This is a genomic window from Pacificibacter marinus, assembly GCF_018860665.1.
Lineage (GTDB): Bacteria > Pseudomonadota > Alphaproteobacteria > Rhodobacterales > Rhodobacteraceae > Celeribacter > Celeribacter marinus_A.
The window spans coordinates 38,415-59,834 of record NZ_JAHKPK010000065.1; the positions used below are offsets into that span (position 1 = coordinate 38,415).

At 53.3% G+C, this 21,420-nt stretch carries 23 protein-coding genes; 8 read left to right on the forward strand and 15 right to left on the reverse strand.

Annotated elements, in window-relative coordinates; translation table 11 throughout:
- Positions 1-47: 47 nt before the first annotated feature.
- A complete protein-coding gene (gene tyrS, locus KO497_RS18730) occupies positions 48-1,298 on the forward strand; it encodes a tyrosine--tRNA ligase (RefSeq protein WP_215945487.1) in 1,251 nt (416 codons plus the stop codon).
- Positions 1,299-1,441: 143 nt separating this feature from the next.
- Here the strand turns inward: tyrS and KO497_RS18735 are convergent, their stop codons facing one another.
- Together KO497_RS18735 and KO497_RS18740 are read right to left on the reverse strand one after the other, a co-directional pair.
- On the reverse strand, positions 1,442-2,002 hold the full coding sequence (locus tag KO497_RS18735) for a peptidylprolyl isomerase (protein ID WP_215945488.1): 561 nt from the start codon (positions 2,000-2,002) through the stop codon (positions 1,442-1,444).
- A complete protein-coding gene (locus KO497_RS18740; protein ID WP_215945489.1) occupies positions 1,995-2,501 on the reverse strand; it encodes a peptidylprolyl isomerase in 507 nt (168 codons plus the stop codon). Before KO497_RS18740 ends, KO497_RS18735 begins: the two co-directional genes overlap by 8 nt.
- Positions 2,502-2,685: 184 nt before the next feature.
- Between KO497_RS18740 and KO497_RS18745 the strand changes: the two genes are divergently transcribed.
- From KO497_RS18745 to KO497_RS18775, 7 genes are all read left to right on the forward strand, one after another.
- A complete protein-coding gene (locus KO497_RS18745) occupies positions 2,686-3,861 on the forward strand; it encodes a phosphoglycerate kinase (RefSeq protein WP_215945490.1) in 1,176 nt (391 codons plus the stop codon).
- Positions 3,862-4,126: 265 nt separating this feature from the next.
- On the forward strand, positions 4,127-5,020 hold the full coding sequence (locus tag KO497_RS18750) for a fructose bisphosphate aldolase (protein ID WP_215945491.1): 894 nt from the start codon (positions 4,127-4,129) through the stop codon (positions 5,018-5,020).
- 231 nt (positions 5,021-5,251) lie between these two features.
- On the forward strand, positions 5,252-5,554 hold the full coding sequence (locus KO497_RS18755) for an FtsB family cell division protein (RefSeq protein WP_215945547.1): 303 nt from the start codon (positions 5,252-5,254) through the stop codon (positions 5,552-5,554).
- A 356-nt stretch (positions 5,555-5,910) separates the two neighbouring features.
- Positions 5,911-6,912 carry a pyruvate dehydrogenase (acetyl-transferring) E1 component subunit alpha gene (pdhA, locus tag KO497_RS18760; protein ID WP_215945492.1) on the forward strand — a complete coding sequence of 334 codons (1,002 nt, stop codon included), beginning with the start codon at positions 5,911-5,913 and terminating at the stop codon, positions 6,910-6,912.
- Positions 6,913-6,932: 20 nt separating this feature from the next.
- The gene (locus KO497_RS18765; protein ID WP_215945493.1) at positions 6,933-8,309 is read left to right on the forward strand and encodes a pyruvate dehydrogenase complex E1 component subunit beta; all 1,377 of its coding nucleotides are present in this window, start codon (positions 6,933-6,935) and stop codon (positions 8,307-8,309) included.
- A gap of 12 nt (positions 8,310-8,321) precedes the next feature.
- On the forward strand, positions 8,322-9,629 hold the full coding sequence (locus tag KO497_RS18770; protein ID WP_215945494.1) for a pyruvate dehydrogenase complex dihydrolipoamide acetyltransferase: 1,308 nt from the start codon (positions 8,322-8,324) through the stop codon (positions 9,627-9,629).
- Between the two features lie 119 nt (positions 9,630-9,748).
- Positions 9,749-10,621: a hypothetical protein gene (locus tag KO497_RS18775; RefSeq protein ID WP_215945495.1), complete on the forward strand. Its 873-nt coding sequence runs from the start codon at positions 9,749-9,751 to the stop codon at positions 10,619-10,621.
- A gap of 80 nt (positions 10,622-10,701) precedes the next feature.
- Here the strand turns inward: KO497_RS18775 and cysE are convergent, their stop codons facing one another.
- The 13 genes from cysE to KO497_RS18840 all read right to left on the reverse strand — a co-directional run bounded on the left by cysE (position 10,702) and on the right by KO497_RS18840 (position 21,402).
- Positions 10,702-11,514 (reverse strand): serine O-acetyltransferase, encoded by an 813-nt coding sequence (cysE, locus tag KO497_RS18780; protein ID WP_215945548.1) that lies wholly within the window; start codon positions 11,512-11,514, stop codon positions 10,702-10,704.
- Between the two features lie 168 nt (positions 11,515-11,682).
- Positions 11,683-12,393 (reverse strand): DUF2793 domain-containing protein, encoded by a 711-nt coding sequence (locus KO497_RS18785; protein ID WP_215945496.1) that lies wholly within the window; start codon positions 12,391-12,393, stop codon positions 11,683-11,685.
- Positions 12,386-16,291, reverse strand: coding sequence for a baseplate multidomain protein megatron (locus tag KO497_RS18790; protein ID WP_215945497.1), 3,906 nt, complete (start codon positions 16,289-16,291; stop codon positions 12,386-12,388). The genes KO497_RS18785 and KO497_RS18790 overlap by 8 nt, the downstream gene beginning before the upstream one ends.
- 3 nt (positions 16,292-16,294) lie before the next feature.
- Entirely contained in the window at positions 16,295-16,738 is a 444-nt protein-coding gene (locus tag KO497_RS18795; RefSeq protein ID WP_354668137.1) for a peptidase, read from the reverse strand.
- Positions 16,735-17,649: a DUF2163 domain-containing protein gene (locus tag KO497_RS18800; protein ID WP_215945498.1), complete on the reverse strand. Its 915-nt coding sequence runs from the start codon at positions 17,647-17,649 to the stop codon at positions 16,735-16,737. Before KO497_RS18800 ends, KO497_RS18795 begins: the two co-directional genes overlap by 4 nt.
- The gene (locus KO497_RS18805; protein ID WP_215945499.1) at positions 17,649-18,281 is read right to left on the reverse strand and encodes a DUF2460 domain-containing protein; all 633 of its coding nucleotides are present in this window, start codon (positions 18,279-18,281) and stop codon (positions 17,649-17,651) included. The genes KO497_RS18800 and KO497_RS18805 overlap by 1 nt, the downstream gene beginning before the upstream one ends.
- Before the next feature lie 60 nt (positions 18,282-18,341).
- A complete protein-coding gene (locus KO497_RS18810; protein ID WP_215945500.1) occupies positions 18,342-19,004 on the reverse strand; it encodes a phage tail tape measure protein in 663 nt (220 codons plus the stop codon).
- Positions 18,997-19,245 carry a rcc01693 family protein gene (locus tag KO497_RS18815; protein ID WP_215945501.1) on the reverse strand — a complete coding sequence of 83 codons (249 nt, stop codon included), beginning with the start codon at positions 19,243-19,245 and terminating at the stop codon, positions 18,997-18,999. The genes KO497_RS18810 and KO497_RS18815 overlap by 8 nt, the downstream gene beginning before the upstream one ends.
- Before the next feature lie 8 nt (positions 19,246-19,253).
- Entirely contained in the window at positions 19,254-19,568 is a 315-nt protein-coding gene (locus KO497_RS18820) for a gene transfer agent family protein (RefSeq protein ID WP_215945502.1), read from the reverse strand.
- A 3-nt stretch (positions 19,569-19,571) separates the two neighbouring features.
- Positions 19,572-19,985, reverse strand: coding sequence for a phage major tail protein, TP901-1 family (locus tag KO497_RS18825; RefSeq protein ID WP_215945503.1), 414 nt, complete (start codon positions 19,983-19,985; stop codon positions 19,572-19,574).
- Positions 19,986-20,057: 72 nt separating this feature from the next.
- Entirely contained in the window at positions 20,058-20,468 is a 411-nt protein-coding gene (locus tag KO497_RS18830; RefSeq protein WP_215945504.1) for a DUF3168 domain-containing protein, read from the reverse strand.
- On the reverse strand, positions 20,465-20,806 hold the full coding sequence (locus KO497_RS18835; RefSeq protein ID WP_215945505.1) for a head-tail adaptor protein: 342 nt from the start codon (positions 20,804-20,806) through the stop codon (positions 20,465-20,467). The genes KO497_RS18830 and KO497_RS18835 overlap by 4 nt, the downstream gene beginning before the upstream one ends.
- Positions 20,806-21,402 carry a head-tail connector protein gene (locus KO497_RS18840; RefSeq protein WP_215945506.1) on the reverse strand — a complete coding sequence of 199 codons (597 nt, stop codon included), beginning with the start codon at positions 21,400-21,402 and terminating at the stop codon, positions 20,806-20,808. The genes KO497_RS18835 and KO497_RS18840 overlap by 1 nt, the downstream gene beginning before the upstream one ends.
- Positions 21,403-21,420 lie beyond the last annotated feature (18 nt).

Below are 21,420 nucleotides of genomic sequence, written 5' to 3' on the forward strand. Positions count from 1 at the left end.
CCAGATATATCAGGCATTGCTAACCCTTCAAATGGATAAAAATTGCAATGACATACCACCCCAAATCAGACTTTATGGCAGTGATGATCGAGCGCGGCTTTCTCGCCGATTGCACAGACTATCAAGGCCTTGATGAAGCCCTGAGCAAGGGTGTTGTTTCGACCTATATCGGCTATGACGCCACTGCGGCCTCGCTACATGTAGGGCATTTGCTGAACATCATGATGCTGCGCTGGTTGCAAAAAACGGGTCACCAGCCGATCACTTTGATGGGCGGCGGCACCACGAAAGTGGGCGACCCAAGCTTTCGCGCCGATGAACGCCCGCTTTTGACGGACGCAAAGATCAACGAAAACATCAACGGGATGCAAAAAGTCTTTGCGAAATACCTGTCCTATGATGACACGCCCACAGGCGCGAAGATGTTGAACAACGCGGAATGGCTGGATGGGTTGAACTATCTTGAATTTCTGCGCGACATCGGCAAGCATTTTTCGGTCAACCGGATGCTGTCGTTTGAAAGTGTAAAATCACGGCTTGATCGCGAACAATCTTTGTCGTTTCTTGAATTTAACTACATGATTTTGCAGGCTTATGACTTTTTGGAACTCAACCGTCGATACGGTTGTTTGTTGCAAATGGGCGGGTCGGATCAATGGGGCAATATCATCAATGGTATCGACCTGACACGCCGCGTTTTGGACCATGAAATCTATGGGCTGACCTCGCCTTTGTTGACCACATCTGATGGCAAAAAGATGGGCAAATCCCAAGGGGGCGCCATTTGGTTGAATGACGAAATGCTTAGCTCTTATGAGTTCTGGCAGTTCTGGCGCAATACAACGGACGCAGACACAGGACGGTTCTTGAAGCTTTACACAGAAATCCCAGTTGACGAATGCGATCGTTTAGGGGCTTTGCAAGGCTCTGACATCAATGAGGCCAAGATCATTTTGGCCAATGAAGTCACTGCCCTATTGCATGGTCGCGCTGCGGCTGAGGCGGCTGAGGCAACGGCACGCGAAGTCTTTGAAAAGGGCGGCACCGGTGATGATCTGCCAACGCTTGAATTGACCGCCGACGACATTGGTGACGGCATTTCCATCGTGCAATTGTTTGTACGTGCGGGCCTGTCTGCCACGGGTAAAGAAGCCAAACGCCTGTTTGCAGACAACGGTGCGAAAGTGAATGACGCAGACCACAAGGACGCTGGTGTTTTGGTAACAGTTGCGGATTTGGCAAGCCCAATGAAGCTATCTGCCGGTAAAAAACGCCACGCGTTGATCGTTTTAAAATAGAACTTATCGAACATTTAGATTGAATTGGGGCTGCAGTTGCGGCCCCTTTTTGCATTTACTCAACATCAACTTGCATTTACTCAGCATCAACGCAAAAGGCCCCGCAGATGCGAGGCCCTTTACATGTCTTTTCGCAAAATCGTTTAGTCTGTGACAGTCACAGAGACCATTTTGTCAGGATCGCCAATGACAGCGCCGTTTGCGCCACGACCTTTTTTGATCGCATTCACAACATCCATGCCTTCGGTCACGCGACCAACAACGGTGTACTGACCGTTGAGGTGCTGCGCGGGTTCGAACATGATGAAGAACTGCGAATTGGCGGAATCTGGGTTCTGACTGCGTGCCATCCCCACAACGCCTGTGTCGAAGTTTTCGTTTGAAAATTCGGCTTTCAAATCAGGATAGTCCGATCCGCCCATGCCCGCGCGGGACATGTTGAAATCTGCGCCGCCGGTTTTTCCGAATTGCACGTCACCTGTTTGCGCCATGAAACCATCGATCACGCGGTGAAACACCACGCCATCATATGCGCCCTCAGAGGCCAGTTTGGTGATCTGCGCGACATGGCCCGGGGCCACATCTTCGAGCAAATCGATTTTGATCACGCCATTGCTTTCGCCCGCAACAGTGATCTCAAGACCTGTCGCAAAGGCAGGGGCACTTGCGAGCAAAGCCAAAGCTGCAACCGTTGATTTAAACATCAGCAGCCACTTTCACAGAGATCATGCAATCAGGGTATTGAGCAGGCTCGCCGCGGGTGATTTTGTCGACAGCTTCCATACCAGAAATCACACGGCCATAGACAGTGTACTGGTTGTTGAGGAAGTGGTTGTCGGAAAAGTTGATGAAAAACTGCGAGTTCGCAGAATCAGGGTTCTGGCTGCGCGCCGCACCCAACGTACCGCGATCATGTGGCAGGCTGGAAAACTCTGCAGGAACGTCAGGCAAGTCAGAGCTGCCTGTGCCCGCACGGCGGATTTCAAAATTTTTGTTTTGGTTGCCAAACTGAACATCGCCTGTTTGGGCCATAAAGCCGTCAATCACGCGGTGAAAGACAACGCCGTCGTAAGCGCCTGCGCGCGCGAGTTCTTTCATACGCACACAGTGCTGTGGAGCGACGTCAGGCAAAAGTTCGATCACGACTTGGCCGTGCTCAAGCTCAACGAGGATTGTGTTTTCTGGGTCTTTGATATCGGCCATGGTGTGGTTCCTTATCTGAAAAATATATCTGTTTGGCGCGCAACCTAAGGTGCAAAACCGCCAAGGGAAAGGGCAAGTTTGCGTGAACGGCTTTGGCTGGCCTGATATGCACCCATTGACCTTGAACGCGAGGGCGGGCAAACAAGAAGAAATTCATCAAACGCCCCCGCGCAAGGATACCCACATGACTTGGAAAACGCTCGACGACATGGATTTGAACGGCAAGATTGTGCTCACACGAGTGGACATCAATGTGCCCATGAAAGACGGTCGCGTCACCGACGCGTCACGTATTGAGCGCATCAAACCGACGATTGACGAAATCGTTGCAAAAGGCGGCATGCCCGTGATGTTGGCCCATTTTGGTCGCCCGAAAGGCGCATATGTGGCTGAACTGTCTTTGTCGCATGTGTTGCCTGCGGTGAATGAAACGCTGGGCCGCGATGTGACATTTATCGAGAAACCGTCTCGCGAGGCGCTGGAGGCTTTGCCTGCAGGGTCCGTTGTTTTGGTTGAGAACACCCGATTCACCAATATGGAAACAGACAACGACCCGAAAATGGCGCAGTTTCTGGCCTCACTTGGTGACATCTTTTGCAATGATGCGTTTTCTGCGGCCCACCGCGCCCATGCTTCGACCACTGGCGTCGCGCATTTGCTGCCCTCTTGTGCTGGTCGCTTGATGCAGCAAGAACTGTCTGCCTTGGAAGCCGCTTTGTCCAAACCTGAGCGCCCCGTTGTGGCCGTTGTTGGCGGCGCGAAAGTGTCGACCAAGCTGGATCTGCTAAGCAATCTCGTGCGCAAAGTTGATCATTTGGTGATTGGCGGCGGCATGGCCAATACGTTTTTAGCGGCCCAAGGCATCGATGTGGGCAAGTCCTTATGCGAGCACGATTTAGCAGATACCGCACGCGACATTTTGAAAAAAGCTGATGAGGCAGGCTGCGAGATTATCCTGCCTGTGGATGTGACCATCGCTTGGGAATTTGCGGCAAACACCAAACATGAAACGGTGGATGTGGCCGCCTGCCCCGCTGACGCGATGATTTTCGATGCAGGCCCCAAATCTGTTGACCGGATCAATGCGGTGATCGCCGCCTCCAAGACCTTGATCATGAACGGACCTTTGGGCGTATTCGAGCTAGAGCCCTTTGGCACGGGCACCTTTGCGATGCTGGCTGAAATCGCAAAGCAAACCGATGCAGGCGTTTTGATTTCTGTGGCAGGCGGCGGAGACACTGTGGCAGCGGTGAATGCGGCGGGTGTGGCAGATAGCTTTACATATATTTCGACCGCAGGCGGCGCTTTCCTTGAATGGATGGAAGGCAAAGAACTGCCAGGTGTGGCTGCGCTCGGCTAAGCCTTTTTGCACGATCAAGACTTTTAAAGACGTCTGCCTCACATCGAGTGCAGGCGTTTTTTTTGATCTGAGCACAATGATCAAACGCATATCTTTTGTTAAAACGATGAAAGGACCAACCTGTTAGCGCCAACATATGCCCCGTTAGCGCAACCATTCCTCATGTTAGCGCGACCACAATTGCGCGAAAATCAAAGCCACGCTAATCACAGCACAGACCCATGACCAGTCCCGCCGACGGGACTCAGATGAATGAGGAATCTCCATGTCGATCCAAGAAATGACAGCCAAAATCCGCGACGGCCAAGGTTTTATCGCAGCCCTTGATCAATCAGGGGGATCTACTCCAAAAGCACTGGCGCAATACGGGATCGAACCGAACGAATACAACGGCGACGAACAAATGTTTGACATGATCCACGCCATGCGGTCGCGTATCATGCAGTCCCCTGCTTTCACCTCTGACAAAGTCATCGGCGCGATTTTGTTTGAAATGACAATGGATCGCCAAGTGGCTGGCAAACCCACACCGCAATATCTGTTCGAGGAAAAGGGCGTTGTGCCGTTTTTGAAAATCGACAAAGGCTTGGAAGCTGAAGCTGATGGCGTGCAGCTGATGAAGCCAAACCCCGGTCTGGATGAGCTTTTGGCGCGCGCGGCAAGTTTAGGTGTGTTTGGCACCAAAGAACGCTCCGTCGTAAATGCGGCCAATCCAGCGGGCATCAAAGCTGTCGTCAAACAACAGTTCGAGATCGGCGAACAGGTGATCAAAGCGGGCCTGATGCCAATGCTTGAGCCTGAAGTGACCATCACCATCGCAGACAAAGCCGAAGCCGAGGCGATCTTGCGCGCTGAAATTTTGGCAGAACTCGACGCACTTGATGAGAGCAAACAGGTGATGTTGAAGCTGTCATTGCCGACTGAGGCGAATTTCTACAAACCCTTGATCGACCACCCGCGGGTTTTGAAAGTTGTGTCTTTGTCTGGCGGCTATTCACGTGAAGAAGCCAACGCCAAACTGGCGCAAAACACTGGCATGATCGCGTCTTTCTCGCGCGCTTTGATCCAAGGGTTGAACGCCAAACAAGCGGATAGTGATTTTGATGCCATTCTCGGCACAGCAACAACCGAAATCCACGCGGCCTCTGTCGCGGGCTAAACCCACTACATATAGACATCACAAAGGGGTGCAGCGCGATATGCTGCGCCCCTTTTGCGTTTTGCACAACGCACCCCGTAACAGATTGATTCAATGACATGAATCCAATGTCAAAAAAATGAAAAAGTGATTCGAAAAGGGATTCACAAAGCGATTCGCCTATGACATAGTCTCTCTACGGATCACCCATAAGAGGTGGCCGTGGCAGTAACTACAGGTAACACCCCTATCATGGCGTCCATCCGCAAACGTCCTTCTATTGCTGTTCTGATATATACAGCCATAATCGTCACACTTGGCGGTTACTTCACCTTTGCCTCTGTGCAGGGTGAGTACGGGCTGTTCCGCCGCATTCAAATTGAGGCGGAACTTGAAGACCTACAAGCGAAGAGTGCGACACTTGCGGCAAATCTTGAAGTTATGCGCAACAAAACGTTGCGCATGTCTGACGGGTATTTGGACCTGGATCTTCTCGACGAGCAAGCGCGAGATGTTCTGGGTTATGTCCGCGCCGATGAGTTGGTCATTCGCTAAGGGTGCATCTAAAGCGTTGCAAGTTAGACTTGAGTCACAGGTTTAACTTGAAGCGCAAGCAACCAAATGATGTTGCGCACGCTTCGAAACCAAGCCGTGACTCGGCTTCGTTTTGAAACACTTTAGAGCACTCTTAGCGAACCCAATCCTCCACTGCACCCCTGTCTCAATCAACCCCACATCAATACGAATACGCATGAACCGCTTGCTATCGCTCAGGCCAGACCATAGCCTTGCATGAAATGCATAGCAGCTGCACGCAGCGCATAGTAAATTCTTGGTGCAATTGCAGGCAGAACTCTATATAATATAGTTTAACACTAAACTATATCTGCGACTTTGGAGGAGGAAGCCGTATGGCGCCCAAAAAGACCACCGCAAATACCGCGAGCAAAGCGAATGTTTCAAAAGACGAATTGCTCACGTATTACAAGGACATGCTCCTTATCCGCCGCTTTGAAGAAAAGGCGGGCCAGTTGTATGGCATGGGCCTGATCGGCGGCTTTTGTCACCTCTACATCGGCCAAGAAGCCGTTGTTGTCGGGCTTGAGGCCGCGACCAAAGAAGGCGACAAACGCATCACATCTTACCGTGATCACGGGCACATGCTGGCTTGCGGCATGGATCCAAACGGCGTCATGGCCGAATTGACCGGTCGTGAGGGTGGTTACTCCAAAGGCAAAGGCGGCTCCATGCACATGTTCTCGAAAGAGAAACATTTCTATGGTGGCCACGGCATCGTTGGCGCGCAAGTGCCGCTTGGTGCTGGCTTGGCGTTCTCTGATAAATACAAAGGCAATGACAATGTGACCTTCGCCTACTTCGGCGATGGCGCTGCCAACCAAGGTCAGGTTTACGAGACCTACAACATGGCGCAGCTTTGGGACTTGCCGGTGATTTTCGTCATCGAGAACAACCAATACGCTATGGGCACGAGCGTTCAGCGTTCAACCAAATCGCCATCCTTGTGGGAACGTGGCGCGGCTTACGGCATCGCAGGTGAAGAAGTCGACGGCATGGATGTGCTGGCGGTGAAAGAAGCCTCTGAAAAAGCTGTGGCGCATTGCCGTGCGGGCAAAGGTCCGTATATTTTGGAAGTGAAAACATACCGTTACCGTGGTCACTCCATGTCTGATCCGGCCAAATACCGCTCACGCGAAGAAGTGCAAAAGATGCGCGAAGAACGTGATCCAATTGAAGCGATCCGGTCTTTGTTGCTGACAGGCAACCACGCCACTGAGGACGATCTCAAAGCTATCGATAAAGAGATCAAAACCGTGGTCAACGCCTCAGCCGAGTTTGCCAAAGAGAGCCCAGAGCCCGCTTTGGAAGAACTCTGGACAGACATTTACGCCTAATTCGAGGGAGGAATTCACTCATGGCTATTGAACTACTTATGCCCGCCCTCTCTCCGACAATGGAAGAAGGCACACTTGCGAAATGGCTCGTCAAAGAGGGCGACACCATTTCATCCGGCGATATCATCGCTGAGATCGAAACCGACAAGGCGACGATGGAATTCGAAGCTGTGGACGAAGGCATCATGGGGAAAATCCTCGTGGCTGAAGGCACAGAAGGCGTCAAAGTCAACGAGGCCATCGCGATCATGGTCGACGAAGGCGAAGACGCATCGAACCTGAGCGCCTCTGCTCCAGCGGCAGCAGCGCCTGTTGAAGCAGCCCCTGTTGCGACGGCGGCACCTGCTGTTGCAGCGGCTCCTGCTCCTGCCCCTGCACCAACACCCGTTGAGCCTGATTACCCTGAAGGCACAGAGCTGAAATCCACCACAGTACGCGAAGCGCTGCGTGATGCGATGTCCGAAGAAATGCGTCGTGACGAAAACGTCTTCTTAATGGGCGAAGAAGTGGCCGAATACCAAGGCGCTTACAAAATCTCCCAAGGCATGCTGGACGAATTCGGCGCAAAACGTGTCATCGACACGCCAATCACCGAGCACGGCTTTGCCGGCATCGCGACCGGCGCGTCTTTCGGCGGTCTGCGTCCGATCGTTGAATTCATGACCTTCAACTTTGCCATGCAAGCCATCGATCACCTGATCAACTCTGCCGCCAAGACATTGTACATGTCCGGTGGTCAAATGGGTGCGCCTATGGTGTTCCGTGGTGCCAATGGTGCCGCTGCCCGTGTTGGCGCGCAGCACTCACAATGTTACGCCGCTTGGTACATGCAAGTGCCTGGCCTGAAAGTGGTCATGCCCTACTCGGCCGCTGACGCCAAAGGCTTGATGAAAACAGCGATCCGCGACGACAACCCGGTGATCTTCCTCGAAAACGAAATCATGTACGGCAAATCATTCGATGTGCCAGTAATGGACGATTTCACCATTCCATTCGGCAAAGCGAAAATCGAACGCGCAGGCGACGATGTGACCATCGTATCCTTTGGCATCGGTGTCGGCTATGCCTTGGAAGCGGCTGAGAAATTGGCCGAAGAAGGCATCGCGGCTGAGGTGATCAACCTGCGGACCTTGCGCCCTATGGATACCGAAACTGTGCTGGCTTCCGTACGCAAAACCAACCGCTGCGTGACTGTTGAGGAAGGCTGGCCACAAGGATCTGTCGGCGGATATGTCAGCAATGTGATCATGCAAGAAGCGTTTGATTACTTGGACGCGCCAGTGATCAATTGCACAGGTAAAGACGTGCCGATGCCCTATGCTGCGAACCTAGAAAAACACGCTTTGATCACCATCGACGAAATCGTCGATGCGGTTAAATCTGTAACCTACCGTTAAGGAGACTGACACATGGCTATCGAACTTCTCATGCCCGCGCTTTCTCCGACAATGGAAGAAGGTACATTGGCCAAATGGCTGGTGAAAGAGGGTGATACAGTCAATTCCGGTGACGTGATCGCCGAGATTGAAACCGACAAAGCCACGATGGAATTCGAGGCCGTCGACGAAGGTGTGATCGGCAAGATCACCGTCGCAGAAGGCACCGAAGGCGTTAAGGTCAACGCGCAGATCGCAATTTTGCTCGAAGAGGGCGAAGATGCCTCTGCTATGGCAGATGTTGGCGCGGCGGCTCCTGCTCCTGCGCCCGCAACTTCAGCGGCCCCCGCTGAAGCGCCAGCACCAGAAGCGGCTGTTGCAACCCCTGCCCCATCGGCTCCGGTTGCAGCCACAGGTGAGCGCATCTTTGCGTCACCTTTGGCGCGCCGCATTGCTGCGCAAAAGGGCTTGGATCTGACTGGCATTGCGGGCTCTGGTCCCAAAGGTCGCATTGTTAAAGCAGACGTTGAAAACGCAGTTGCGGCACCAAAAGTTGATGCTCCAAAAGCGGCAGCACCCGCTGCGGCCTCTGCACCAGCGGCCCCACAAAGTGCCTCTGCAGAGGTTGTTGCGAAAATGTACGAAGGTCGTGTTTACGAGGAAGTCAAACTCGACGGCATGCGCAAAGTTATTGCTGCACGCCTGTCCGAGGCGAAACAGACCATTCCGCATTTCTATCTGCGCCGCGACATCAAACTCGATGCGCTGCTCAAATTCCGCTCTCAGCTTAACAAACAGTTGGAAGCGCGCGGTGTGAAACTGTCTGTGAATGACTTTATCATCAAAGCCGTTGCCAATGCGTTGCAGCAGGTGCCTGAGGCAAATGCTGTTTGGGCTGGTGACCGTGTCTTGCAGATGAAATCATCTGATGTGGCCGTGGCTGTTGCGATTGAGGGCGGGCTGTTCACGCCTGTTTTGGAAGATGCAGACATGAAATCTTTGTCCGCTTTGTCCACGCAGATGAAAGACATGGCCAAACGCGCACGCGAGCGCAAACTGGCACCACAAGAGTACCAAGGCGGATCGTTCGCGATCTCCAACTTGGGCATGTTCGGCATCGACAATTTCGACGCCATCGTGAACCCGCCACATGCCGGTATCTTGGCGGTTGGGGCAGGCAAAAAACAGCCTGTGGTTGGCGAAGACGGCGAATTGACAGTGGCGACAGTGATGTCCGTCACCATGTCTGTTGATCACCGTGTGATTGATGGTGCTGTGGGTGCAAACCTGCTCAATGCCATCGTCGACAACTTGGAAAACCCAGTGGCGATGCTTGCCTAAGCCTTTTACAAAGGGTTTGTTTTGACCTGAAATATAAGACAGAAAGGCCACTGAAATTAGATTTCGGTGGCCTTTTATATGCAAACAGAAATGAACTGAAGACAACTGGGATTGCGATTGTGAGCTTTTATTTTAACCTGAAAACTGAAATTAGAGTCACAGAGCAAACCGTTCTGGATGCGATTGATGATCAAAACGTTCGCGTCAAAAACAATCCCTACGGCGCGGTCTATTTCATATCGGGTAAATCGCTCAGAGGCGTTATGGTCTATGAAACGAAACGCGGCTATGACATTGGTTTGAATGCTTTTTCAACGCGTGAGGACATCAAGTTGTGTCGTCACATTGTCGCGGTAATTGGGTCTCTCACACAGGCGGAAATCAAGGCCCAAGACGATGATACGCTGTTGTCAGCTAAGAGTGTCGCCAATTACGGTGGCGACGCATGGGTTAAGGCCCGTTGGCATGAGGCAAAGGCCGTGTCTTCAATGCTGAAAAATGACAACAGCACTGCATGCATTGACGGGTATCAGGTAAAATTTGGTATCTCGCGTAAAGACTTCCGAAACGCAAATGAAATTTCAAAGGCCGAGATTACGGCGATTCAAGCGGATGGGGTTGAGCTTCAAATCCTTGCAGAGCAAGACGGTATTCATCATGCTGAGCTGTTCGAAATAAAACTCCACCCATTAAGTGTTTTTAGAAAACTTACGCGATTATTGCGTGCCAAAGGTGCTGGTAAATCAAACAGCCTCGAGCACTTTGGAGTGGTGGAAAATACACGCACCCTGACGCCACTGTTGACCAAGCCGGAGCAAGCCTCACGCGTTTACTTAATATCTGCTGCGGGCGAAAAGAGATGGGTGCCCTTTGATCAGTTCACAGCACATCTGCGTGCCCTGTCACATCGGGAATTTGGTACAGGCGTTTTCGATACAACGCTCAGTGGCACTGATTTTCACAAGCTGTTCCAAAACGGATCAATTGACTAGACTTGTACAAATCGAACAAAAAGCCCCCATCAGTGTGATCTGACAGGGGCTTTTCTATTCCAAATCCAACAATTTGCAGTTTATTTTTCGCGCGCGCCGATCAGCTGGTTCATCGACACGGATGGCTGCGAACACCCAGCCTCGCCTACGATTTTGGCAGGTACACCAGCAACTGTTTTACAGTTCGGCACTTCGCTTAGCACAACAGACCCAGCGGCAATACGAGAGCATGCGCCAATTTTGATATTGCCAAGAACACTCGCGCCAGCACCGATCAAAACGCCATCACCAATTTTCGGGTGACGATCTTCGTCTTCTTTGCCTGTGCCGCCAAGGGTCACGGAATGCAAAATGGAAACGTTGTTGCCAATCACAGCTGTTTCGCCAAAGACAAGTGAATGGGCGTGGTCCAAAAACAAGCCTTGGCCAATTTTACAGGCAGGGTGAATGTCGATCGAGAACTGTTCTGACACACGCATCTGAATAAAATAAGCCAGATCTTTGCGCCCATGCCGCCACAGCCAGTTGGCAACGCGGTAGGCTTGGATGGCTTGGAAGCCTTTAAAAAACAACAAAGGCTGAATGTATCGGTGGCAAGCAGGGTCTCGATCATACACCGCGACGATATCGGCGCGCGCACATTGGCCTAGCGTTGGATCATCGGCATAGGCCTCATCAATCAGCTCACGTAAAAGTTGTTCTGACATATCCGCAGAGGCCAACTTTTGTGCGAGACGATATGCCAATGCGTCTTCCAGCGTGGTGTGATGTAGGATGCAGGCATGGACCAAACCACCCAAAAGCGGTTCAGCATCAACAGCTTGGCGCGCCTCGCTGACGATTTGCGTCCAAACGGGGTCCAGTTCTGAAAGTTTTGTACGGGTATTGGCCATCATGCTGATCCTCTTTTCTTGAGATTACTATAGATAGGCTCGAATTCCAAAACGCAAGTGAACTTGCTGCTGAATAATCGCACAAGGGCGTCAGAAAAACCAAAACCCTCGCGCCAAATGGCACAAGGGTTCTGATTTCATAATATTTTTAGCGCCAAGAGACCCGCGCTAGGCTCTGGGCAAAGAGAATTGTGCATAGTGGATTGCCAAACGGATATCACCAGCAGTGAAATCGCCACCTTCTGCAGTCAAAATCAAATCTTCGTCGCTATAATAGGTCAAAGGCGTGCCGGTGAGGCCGCGCATCCAACTGCCAGACGACAAAGACAGGCCCGCACCATACCGGTTGCTCGACCCTGAAACGCCAACAGAATATCCAGTCAGCGTCCCCGTAATGTCGCTCAAGACACGTCCCGTCACACCGTAAACGACGGCCTGTCCCGGCAGCGCAAGTGTCACAGAAGAGGTGGCACCAGCAGCAACCGTGTGATCAATTTCTTTGACCAAAAACTGCATGCCCGCGCCATTGCCAGACAACGTTTGCAGCCCCATTTGCCAAGCAGTCCCATCGAAACCGGCCCAGCCATTTTGATCCACGATATAGGCGCGCATCCCAAGTGAGACGGGAACAAAGACCCAACCGCCACTGACAAACAATGCAAGATTGCCCTCGAAGCCAGCCCAGTCATTCACCGCAGAGTTGGCAACACCGTAGGCGTCCCCTTCTTGTGGCGTTAAAGGTGGGGTATTCAGTGTGACAGACAGCAAACGCAGCTGCATCAAACCATCAAGACGCGTTAAAGCCTCGTTGACGGTGACATGTTTTTGCGCCTGTGCGGCCTGCAAAAGGGGCAGTGAAAAGCGGGTTGTATCACTCATTGATCTCAATCCTTTTGAAAAGGCCCGCGCCGAAACTGTCGGACATCTGGGCAATTTGAATGGTATAGAGGCCAGACAGGCCATCTGCGGTCTTTTGTGATGCTGCATAGGTCCAAGACGGCGACGTCACATAGTCTTCGCGTAGAACACTGCCCCCTTGCACAACTTGCACGAGGTAGCTTTCCGATGTTTCACCCAAAGGGACTTCGGACGATTGCCAGCTATCGCCATCGATGCGCGTGCGCCGAACCCAAGTGACCGATGTGTCACCCGATGCCAAATGTGAGGCACGCAAATGGGCTGGCGCATAGGGCCTGAGCCCAATGCCATCGAAGGCTTCCACAACGTGGGTGTAGCTTGGATCATCATAGGACCGTTGCGATGGACCAATACGGTAATGACGCGCGAGCCCCCTTGCGGATTGCGCAATGTCGATTTGGCGCAGGGCATCGTTGATCAATACAAAACGCGATCCAATCGGCCATGATGCAGCAAGCCCATCCGTCCCCGCCTGTCCGCGCAAACGCAACGAGATTTCATAAGTGTCAGGTCCAACAAGTGTCGCATTGGCAAACTGGAACACTTCCCAATTAGACGCCGATCCATCACCGATGGCGGCCACATTGGCCCCATTAAGCACATCAATCTCGGGCGCTGAACTCAGTTCTCCGCGCACAAGTTTCACCCGTAGCACTGGCCCACGATCCCAAATGGCAGGATCTGCGGCGCTCAAACTTGTCTGCGTGGTCCCAATTGTGGCCCAAGCCGGCAGCAACGTGTTTAGCCCATATCCACTGTCTGAACTGGACGCATAAACAGCCGCTGATCCGGGCCAAGGGCGCGCTGTTGCTGCAATATATGGTGCATAAGGCGTCTCGTCCCCTGTCAACAGCGGCAAGTCCATGAATTGCGACAGCACAGGCACAGGCGCTGAAAACGGTTGAGCTGTTACAATTTCTTCGACCATGTCAGAGGGTTCGTAGATTTCCTCTTCCACGCGAACCGCTTCGACTTCGCGGGATGTTCCAAGCGTTGCGTGATCAATGCGGTAGCGCGTTTTGCCAGCGTCGCTGTTCAACGCGATCACATCGCCAGCCCCAAGCACAAAATTAGACGGCGGCAAGGCAAACCGCGCCGTGTCCCGCGCAATCCGCGCCTCAGCCAACCAGCGTTCAACGATCTGGCGGCCTTCGGTACGCGTGAGCGCCAAAGGCAACTCAGACTGCGAGACCAAACGGCTTTGCTCGTCAGGGAACAGAGCCTCCTCGGCACGCGCGCCATAGTCGGCATCGGCATCGACAAAGGTCAGGCGGACTTTGCCTGCCACTTCAGCCTCAGGTGCCCGTGTGAGCTCCAGCGCACCATCCCTGTCCGATGACATAGCGAGTGTATCTTGCGTCACATCCTCCTGCGATTTTCCATCGCGCGACCTGAAGGTCAAAAGGCCATCGCGCTCAATCGCTTCAAACCCGAAAGCCAACATCAAGGGTTGCAGCGCGGATCGTGCGCCTGAGATTTCCCCAACTGTGTAGCCGCGCACAATGCCGTATAGCTTGGACACATCCACGCCGGTCACACCAGATCGCGCGCAAATTTCGGTCACAACATCCGACAAAGACCGTGCCGTTGAACGCCCATTGAGCCAATGCCCCTTGGCGTAATTACCACCGTCGCTCCACAGCGACGTAACCGTTGGAAACGCAGGATAGGGACGCCCATCCCAAGCCCAAACATGAGCACGCGACATATCAACCATCTGTGATCCGTAAACCTCGGAGACAGGATTGACCTCGCTTTCGGCCCAATATTCAGTCAGTGCGCGAACATATTGCAATTGAATGTAATCATCCCGTCGCCCGTTTGAATACTTGGGCAAAGAGCTTTCAGATGATTTCGCATCAATAAATTTATTAGGCTGATTGGTGCCTTTGTCTATTGCAGCACAGCCAATTTCGGTAAACCAAATCGGTTTTGATTGAGGCTCCCATAGGGTTGGCGTCTCGACACGTATACCTGAAATGCGCTCATGGTGGTCGTTTTCCCACCAACTGCGAATATCTTTGTAACGCCAAACCCAATCTTCGCCATAAGCGCCATCTTGAATCGGCGTGCGAATTTGGGCGTCGGCGTGCTCGTCATAGGCGTAGTACCAATCATAGCCCTCCCCGCCCTCAACGTTGGCTTTGAGGTATTCAAGATTGTAAATCGATCCATAAGCTTCATCCGCATGACCCTCGTCATCGCGCCAGTCAGATAAAGGCATATAATTGTCGATACCGACAAAATCGATGTTGTCATCGGCCCAGAGCGCATCCAGCGGGTAATACAGATCGCCGTTCAGCGAATAGCCGGAATATTCGGACCAACCGGCAGCATAGCTGATCTTGCAACTCGCCCCCAAAATGCCCCGCACATCGGCAGCCAATTGAATAAGCGCATCAACAGCCGGAAATCCATTCGCGCCCCGAATACGAGTGAGCCCGCGCATTTCAGACCCGATGCAAAACGCATCCACGCCGCCAGCAGCCGCACAGAGATGCGCATAATGCAAAATCATCCGACGGTATGAGGCTTCAGCCGGTCCCGAATATAACACAGCACCGTCCACGATTGAAAAATCGCTAACCTGAGCAGCCCCCATGAAGGCAGCGACCTCCGCGTCTGCGGCGGCTGTGCCATCTGTCGTGCCAGCTTGATCAGGTGCCAGCGACGTCGTGATGCGACCGCGCCATGGCAACGCGGGCTGATCATCAGCGCCACTCCACGGGTCCGTCAAACCATTTCCAGCCAATTGATCCATTAGGATGAAAGGATAGAACATCACCGCTTGCCCAGCATCTTGCAGCGCAATGATGGCTTCCATCACGGACTGATCAGAAGGCGTGCCGCCGTATATCACACGATCATCGATATCAGTGGGCACGAGGGACGCCGTTGCGCGGGAAAACCCGCCGGCCGTCCATGGTATATTGTTACCATCCACATCGGCCTGTTCCACCTTCGGCAAAAGACGACAATTGCCAACACGCAGATCATCCCCGAACCAAGACACAACCAAAGACGTCGATCCGCAATTCGGCAATTCGTCTTTTAAGGCGTCAACAGAGGTTTCAAAATCCGTTTTACTAGACCCAGAATTCAAATTTGCAGCGACCGTCTCTCCAACATCGCCTGTTAGATAAACCGGGGTGGTGGCCAAAGCGTACTCACCAGTTCCAGGGATCATTGCCACGGCATTGACCAAATGGGTCATATCGCTTTTGAACTCTGTCGATTGATCGGGGCGCATCACTTCAAAAGAGAACTGCGGCACACGATTGCCAAAGCTCGACAGATCCAAATCCTCAAACACAACATAAGCGACGCCACGATAAGCTGGCACGAGACCTGAGCCTTCAACCGCTTCCATTTTTGGGTCCGGCATTTGATCATCAGCGCCCGTATAGACCCGCATGGTCACATCTTCTGGTGCGATTTCAATGCCGTCCGCCCAAATACGACCAACGCGTGAAATCTCGCCTTCGCACAGCGCGATCGCCAATGAAATCGAATAGCTGTATTCTGTGACTTTCGGCTGCGACGATGTTCCTTTGCCACCGCCACCTGTGGTGGAAGAATTTTCTTGAAACTGCGTCGCCCAGATAACCTGACCGCCCACACGCATGCGACCATAAACCTGAGCGATTCCAGTGCCCTCAGAGGCACCGGTCAGCCGAAAACGATCAATTTTACCCGTTTCAACAACTTGACTGCCAACGCCCATGACACGTTGATCAATAGCACGCCCGATGGTCGCACCGATAGCACGTCCGATGACCACGGATGACAGCCCCAATATGCCGCCGCCAACAGAGGCCCCAGCCGCTGCCCCTACTGCAGAAAGTACAATCGTCGCCATGACTTAGCCTCCGTAATCCGGAAATGAAAAACAAGCCGCCACGCGGCGGCGCCAAGGCAATGTCAGCGCGTTTTCCACGACGCTGTGCCCGCTATAGGCGTGAATAAAGGTCGGGGCTGCACCCGCCTGCCCGACAACCCCCAGATGTTTGGCCACGCCATTTTTGCGCATCCGAATGAGCAGGACATCACCTTGATCCATCTTGGAAATTGGCTTTTGCAACAGGTGGCGTTTGGCGGCGGTGAACAGCCGTTCTTCGCGCTGCGGCTCTGACCAATCGGGCGTGTAGGCTGGCACCAGTTCTGGCTCAGTGCCGTACATTTCGCGCCAGAGGCCTCGCAGCAAACCAAGGCAATCCGTACCAGCCCCTCTGCACGAAGCTTGATGAACATACGGCGTTCCAATCCAAGCGCGCGCATGTTGCGCTATTTTGGCCCTGCTCATCATACGTTCCCCCCTGCGTTCGCGCTGTTGGCATGCATACTGCCCCCCTCATTGAGATCACTCGACACAGGATATGATGTCAGCCAGTCTTCGCCCGGGATGTGCGGAAAACCTTGAAAATTCAGAAAGTTGTTAAACTTCAAACGGCAGGTCTCGACGCGTCTATCACAGCCAGCCTCAAGGCGAATGTGATCGCCAACGGCAATCTCGGCGCGCAGACTTTCCCAAAGTTCAATCCTGCGACCGCTTAACGAAAGACGGTCATTTTTGACAACGCCAACAAGACCTTGGGCTGCGCCTGAGAGCACAACAACTTTGCCACTCTCGAACCAACGATCATCAAACCCCTCTAAGGCTGAAAACGAAAAGAGTTTTGCGTCTTTAATGGCTTCAACCGTCACTTCTGTGCTATATCCAAGTGAAGTCGTATCAAAACGGCAACCAGCCCCGCCCAAAACAGCCGAACAACTGGATTGATACACACGACCTTGTGGCTGGTTCAGAGCCTCAGTAAGCCCACGCAACTCGGCGCGAAAGCCGCCCGCAGCGCGGGTGATTTCACCAAACGACCCATTGAACTGCAACACACGTTCCGACGTGTTGGCCCAGTTGATCAACCACGCCTTAACAGCTGCACCGTCAAAACGACCCGCTTGGATGTCTGCTTTAGTCACCGCAGCGGACGACAAAGCCCCTAATGCTTCGGTGTTATCGACCGATAAGCCCGTGGATTGCTCAAGCGCGTTTGCGGTCAACCCTGTGCCTGCCGCAAAAACAAGACCATCGAACTCAAAATCTGTATCATGATCGGTGAACCCATAGGTTTTACCATCTTTTCGAATGACCGCCCAACAACGGCAGACAGTCGTCGTTCCACTTGCCAGATGGGTATAAAGCGCATCGCTATCAGACATCACACACGCACCTCCACAACAGGTACGTTTGGCACTTCACCCGCCTGAAAAGACGACACAGACGTCGCTATTCGATCGGTATCAAAGCGCACGGGCACATCAAATTCAAACCCTGCGGTGACCGAAATGCCCTCTTCTGGCGGCGTCTCAAACGTGATGAAACCTGTGGTGACATCCACATCCCAAGCAATTGTTTCTTGTAGTTCAACACCCTGCGTGCCGACCTTAACGGTTCCCAAAACCGGTTTTGTAATGGGGCGAATATAGGTGGCCGCGCCTGAGCTGTAGTTTTTATTCAGCTGAAACACCGCTGTTTCACCGTCACCAGTTCCAATCACTTGGTCCTCAAAGCTCACCTCTTGAGACGCCTTGGATGTCTTAAAATCAGACCAATCTTTCCACCGAAAGCCGTATAACTGGCCTTGGCGCGCTTCAAAAAATGCGATCAAAGCTTCGATGTCATCAAGCGACCGCATGCCCAGGCCAGCATCATAACGACGCCGCGAATGCGCCCAAGGCGTGTTGCGCTCTTCAAACCCGTTGGCCAAGGTGACAACTTCGGTGCGCCGCTCAGGGCCACCTACAGAGCCAAAGCTCAGGTTCGCCGGAAATCTTACGTTATGAAAACCCATTTGGTCCCCCTCCATCGGTGGTTCTGAGGGCGCTTTGGCCCGAAAAGTCGAAATGTCGCGTTATTGGTTGCGAGATCCGCGCCCCAAAGCTCGGCTGAGTTGCGCTGCAAGTTGCGATTGGGATCTGCTGAAACTTTGCACATCTGGTGTGGTAATGTTCATTGTAACATTCACGCTTTTGGCTCCGCCTGATGCTGCCACACCAAGTTTTCCGTCAGCCCCACGAGACAGTGGCATGATGGCCTCTGACCCCGCTTCACCCATCAAACCGGTGCCGCCGCGCATCGGAAAGTAAGTCGGGTTAGACACAACACCGCCCGTTGCAAAAGGCGTCACACGTCCTTGGGAAAAGCTGCCGCCTTTCTCAAACGGCAACAACCCTTGGATGATAGATTCAAGCCCATTGCCCAAGGCTGAGCCGACGTGATTTGTCACAGGCGTCACGGCGGCATTATAGGCCGCGTTCAACATTGACGTTCCGACGCCGCGCATGGCCTCTGCCAATGTATCACCATCGAAAACCAAACCGTCGATGGCGCGTTTTAGGCCTTTGGAAATCCCGCGTTCAAGCGTGCCAACTTCGCGCTGCGTCTCGGCAACAGTCGCTTGAAGGCGCACCATTTCTTGGTTGAACGCAGAGGCCATCGCTTCCGCGCCACCCATAGCGTCTTCCATCTGAGACAGCTGGTCTTCGAATTTGTCTAGACCGTTAATATCAGCCATTGTCTTGCCCTTTCACATCCGCCTTATGTGGCGCATCATCTGGCGCCTTGTCGGGATAGGCCTGAGTCAATTCATCAAGTCGCGCACGGCTTAATGGTGCGGACCCAGACCCCGCGCCCAGCATCAAAAGCAGCTCGGCAGGGGTTAGTGCCCAAAACTCAACAGGCCTCAGGCGCAACCCGTTGATGCCCGCGCGCATCAAAGCTGGCCAATCAAATCCACCGGTTGAAACCAAAGACATATCGCCCCCTATCCAGGCACGGTGAAGGCGCGCGCAATCAGCGCAGCCCCCACCCGTGCCGCTTCCAATGGACCACCAGAGATTTCAGCGACAAGGATGTCATCGTACCCGCCAGTCCAGCCGCCCCCGCGCAGGCCAGCAACCACAAGACGCAACACATCGCTCGTGGAAAAATTGCCTGCCTCATAGCGCTCGACCATCGCCACCAGCGTGTCTGTTTCCAAACCCGCTTCGAGTTCGGCCAAGGCACCCAGCGTCAGTTTCAAAACATAGCGTTTGCCATCCAGCGTCAGTGCCGATTCGCCTGCGAAAGGGTTTGCCATAGGTTACACCGCCGTAAAGGTCAGCTCGCCCGCAGACGACATGGACAACTCATAGGTTGCCTCGCCGTTGTGCGACCCCGCGTATTCAATCGAGGTCAATTGAAACGCGCCCTCGACGGTGCCAAAATCAGGAATGATCACCTGAAAATTGGGCACTTCACCATCGAAGAAAATCTGACGCGCACGCTCGTCGGTGTTTTCATCTTTGAACACGCCCGAACCTGAAATAGACGCGGATTTCACCCCAGCACCGCCCAAAAGTTCGCGCCAACCACCAGAGCTTTCGAGCGAGGTCACATCAACACTTTCAGTATTGAACGAAATGCGCGTCGCCCGCAGGCCTGCGATGGTTTCGAACTGACCAGCACCCGTCATATCGAGTTTGATAAGAAGATCTTTTCCGTTTTGAGCAGCCATTGCCTAAGCCCCTTTGTGAAAAATTACAGCGTTTCGCGTTAGACTTGCCTCGCAAGTTTGAGACGAAACGCTTTAGGTGTCTTCGACGCGCGCCATGAACCGAATATCGATCCTGCGCACGTCACTGTCTTGAACGCGCCGCGCTTTGGCAGACACGAAATAAAGCCCGATCAGACGGCCACGGGACAGCGTCAAATCTGCATCAACCAACACATCAGAAATCGCGGCTGCGACCCCTTTGGCGGTCAAAAAACCGGCCGTGTCTGACACAACGCTGATCACGAATTCATGCCGCGCGCCCTGGCCAGTTTTATCTGAGGCGTCGGTGACATCCTCAGGCCCAAGGCTCACGTAAAGCGAGGGCACAGTGCCTGTCGGGGCGGCATCATAGATCGCGCTGCCAACCAACCCTGCAAGGATCGCATCAGCGGAAAGCGCTTGAAAAACAGCCAATTGCAAAGCTGCGGACACGCCATAGCTCATGATGCAACCTCCTCACGCGATTGACAGACCAAATAATGCCCCTGCGCGTCCAACTCGGTCACAGACAGGATGCGAAAGACCCGTCCACCTTCGATGAAACGCTGATCTGGCTTGGGGCGTCGAGGCGATCCTACAGGTGCGCCACGCACAATAACTTTCATCGGAACACGCGACACTGTCAGAAAATCCTCCGAGCGCTCCGTCCCAGTACCGGCTTGGATCGAGGCCCAAAGGGTCCCAATCTGCGTCCATGTTTCCACATAGCCGCCCGCCCCGTCAGAGGTCCGCAAGGCCTCCTCCAGCACCAGTTTGCGATTGAGGTGAACCACTGCTGACATCAGCCACGCCCCCCGAACAACCGCACATTGCGGTAACGATCCAACAGCGCGCTCACACCAAAAGGCATCGCACCGGCACTGACGGCTGTCTCATGGCGATGCTCATAGAAATGAGCGGCCAAAAGCATCACTGCATGCGCCAAATCGGCAGGTAAATCGCCCCAAGCGGGACCAAACCCAGCCGTGAATTCGATACGCGCCTGCCCTGCAACAGGCACAGACGGCAGAACAAAACTGCTGGACACAATCCGCGGGCGGTGCGTGTCTTTATCGAGCAGATATTTGCCCACATCGATCACGGTCTCTGCGCCCAAGCGATCGACAATCACCAAGGCGGTGATGGCGCTCACCGGTGCCACTGGCAGTGTTTGCGCCCCAAGATCACGCCAGGCTGAAACGGTCCAAGCAAAGTCTCGTTCGATCAATACTTTGTCCGTGCGCGCTTCAACAGCTGCGAGCGCGGCGCGCAAGTATGTCTCAAGAACCCCGTCCTGAACCCCGTCGTCGCCAAAGCCCGTGCCCAGTCTCAAATGCTCTTTGAACTGTGCCACCGGGAGTACCGCTAGGGGTACTTGGCTTTGCTCCATTAACATCATGGTACATCTCCGATTTCC

Excerpts from the sequence above, each read along its gene's own strand:
- KO497_RS18840 (WP_215945506.1), bottom strand. The coding sequence starts at position 21,402 with ATGATGTTAATGGAGCAAAGCCAAGTACCCCTAGCGGTACTCCCGGTG.
- pdhA (WP_215945492.1), top strand. The coding sequence starts at position 5,911 with ATGGCGCCCAAAAAGACCACCGCAAATACCGCGAGCAAAGCGAATGTT.
- KO497_RS18830 (WP_215945504.1), bottom strand. The coding sequence starts at position 20,468 with ATGAGCTATGGCGTGTCCGCAGCTTTGCAATTGGCTGTTTTTCAAGCG.
- KO497_RS18755 (WP_215945547.1), top strand. The coding sequence starts at position 5,252 with ATGGCGTCCATCCGCAAACGTCCTTCTATTGCTGTTCTGATATATACA.
- KO497_RS18735 (WP_215945488.1), bottom strand. The coding sequence starts at position 2,002 with ATGTTTAAATCAACGGTTGCAGCTTTGGCTTTGCTCGCAAGTGCCCCT.
- KO497_RS18810 (WP_215945500.1), bottom strand. The coding sequence starts at position 19,004 with ATGGCTGATATTAACGGTCTAGACAAATTCGAAGACCAGCTGTCTCAG.
- KO497_RS18750 (WP_215945491.1), top strand. The coding sequence starts at position 4,127 with ATGTCGATCCAAGAAATGACAGCCAAAATCCGCGACGGCCAAGGTTTT.
- KO497_RS18835 (WP_215945505.1), bottom strand. The coding sequence starts at position 20,806 with ATGTCAGCAGTGGTTCACCTCAATCGCAAACTGGTGCTGGAGGAGGCC.
- KO497_RS18770 (WP_215945494.1), top strand. The coding sequence starts at position 8,322 with ATGGCTATCGAACTTCTCATGCCCGCGCTTTCTCCGACAATGGAAGAA.
- KO497_RS18815 (WP_215945501.1), bottom strand. The coding sequence starts at position 19,245 with ATGTCTTTGGTTTCAACCGGTGGATTTGATTGGCCAGCTTTGATGCGC.
- KO497_RS18745 (WP_215945490.1), top strand. The coding sequence starts at position 2,686 with ATGACTTGGAAAACGCTCGACGACATGGATTTGAACGGCAAGATTGTG.
- KO497_RS18825 (WP_215945503.1), bottom strand. The coding sequence starts at position 19,985 with ATGGCTGCTCAAAACGGAAAAGATCTTCTTATCAAACTCGATATGACG.
- KO497_RS18820 (WP_215945502.1), bottom strand. The coding sequence starts at position 19,568 with ATGGCAAACCCTTTCGCAGGCGAATCGGCACTGACGCTGGATGGCAAA.
- KO497_RS18800 (WP_215945498.1), bottom strand. The coding sequence starts at position 17,649 with ATGTCTGATAGCGATGCGCTTTATACCCATCTGGCAAGTGGAACGACG.
- tyrS (WP_215945487.1), top strand. The coding sequence starts at position 48 with ATGACATACCACCCCAAATCAGACTTTATGGCAGTGATGATCGAGCGC.
- cysE (WP_215945548.1), bottom strand. The coding sequence starts at position 11,514 with ATGGCCAATACCCGTACAAAACTTTCAGAACTGGACCCCGTTTGGACG.
- KO497_RS18740 (WP_215945489.1), bottom strand. The coding sequence starts at position 2,501 with ATGGCCGATATCAAAGACCCAGAAAACACAATCCTCGTTGAGCTTGAG.
- KO497_RS18785 (WP_215945496.1), bottom strand. The coding sequence starts at position 12,393 with ATGAGTGATACAACCCGCTTTTCACTGCCCCTTTTGCAGGCCGCACAG.
- KO497_RS18790 (WP_215945497.1), bottom strand. The coding sequence starts at position 16,291 with ATGGCGACGATTGTACTTTCTGCAGTAGGGGCAGCGGCTGGGGCCTCT.
- KO497_RS18805 (WP_215945499.1), bottom strand. The coding sequence starts at position 18,281 with ATGGGTTTTCATAACGTAAGATTTCCGGCGAACCTGAGCTTTGGCTCT.
- KO497_RS18795 (WP_354668137.1), bottom strand. The coding sequence starts at position 16,738 with ATGATGAGCAGGGCCAAAATAGCGCAACATGCGCGCGCTTGGATTGGA.
- KO497_RS18765 (WP_215945493.1), top strand. The coding sequence starts at position 6,933 with ATGGCTATTGAACTACTTATGCCCGCCCTCTCTCCGACAATGGAAGAA.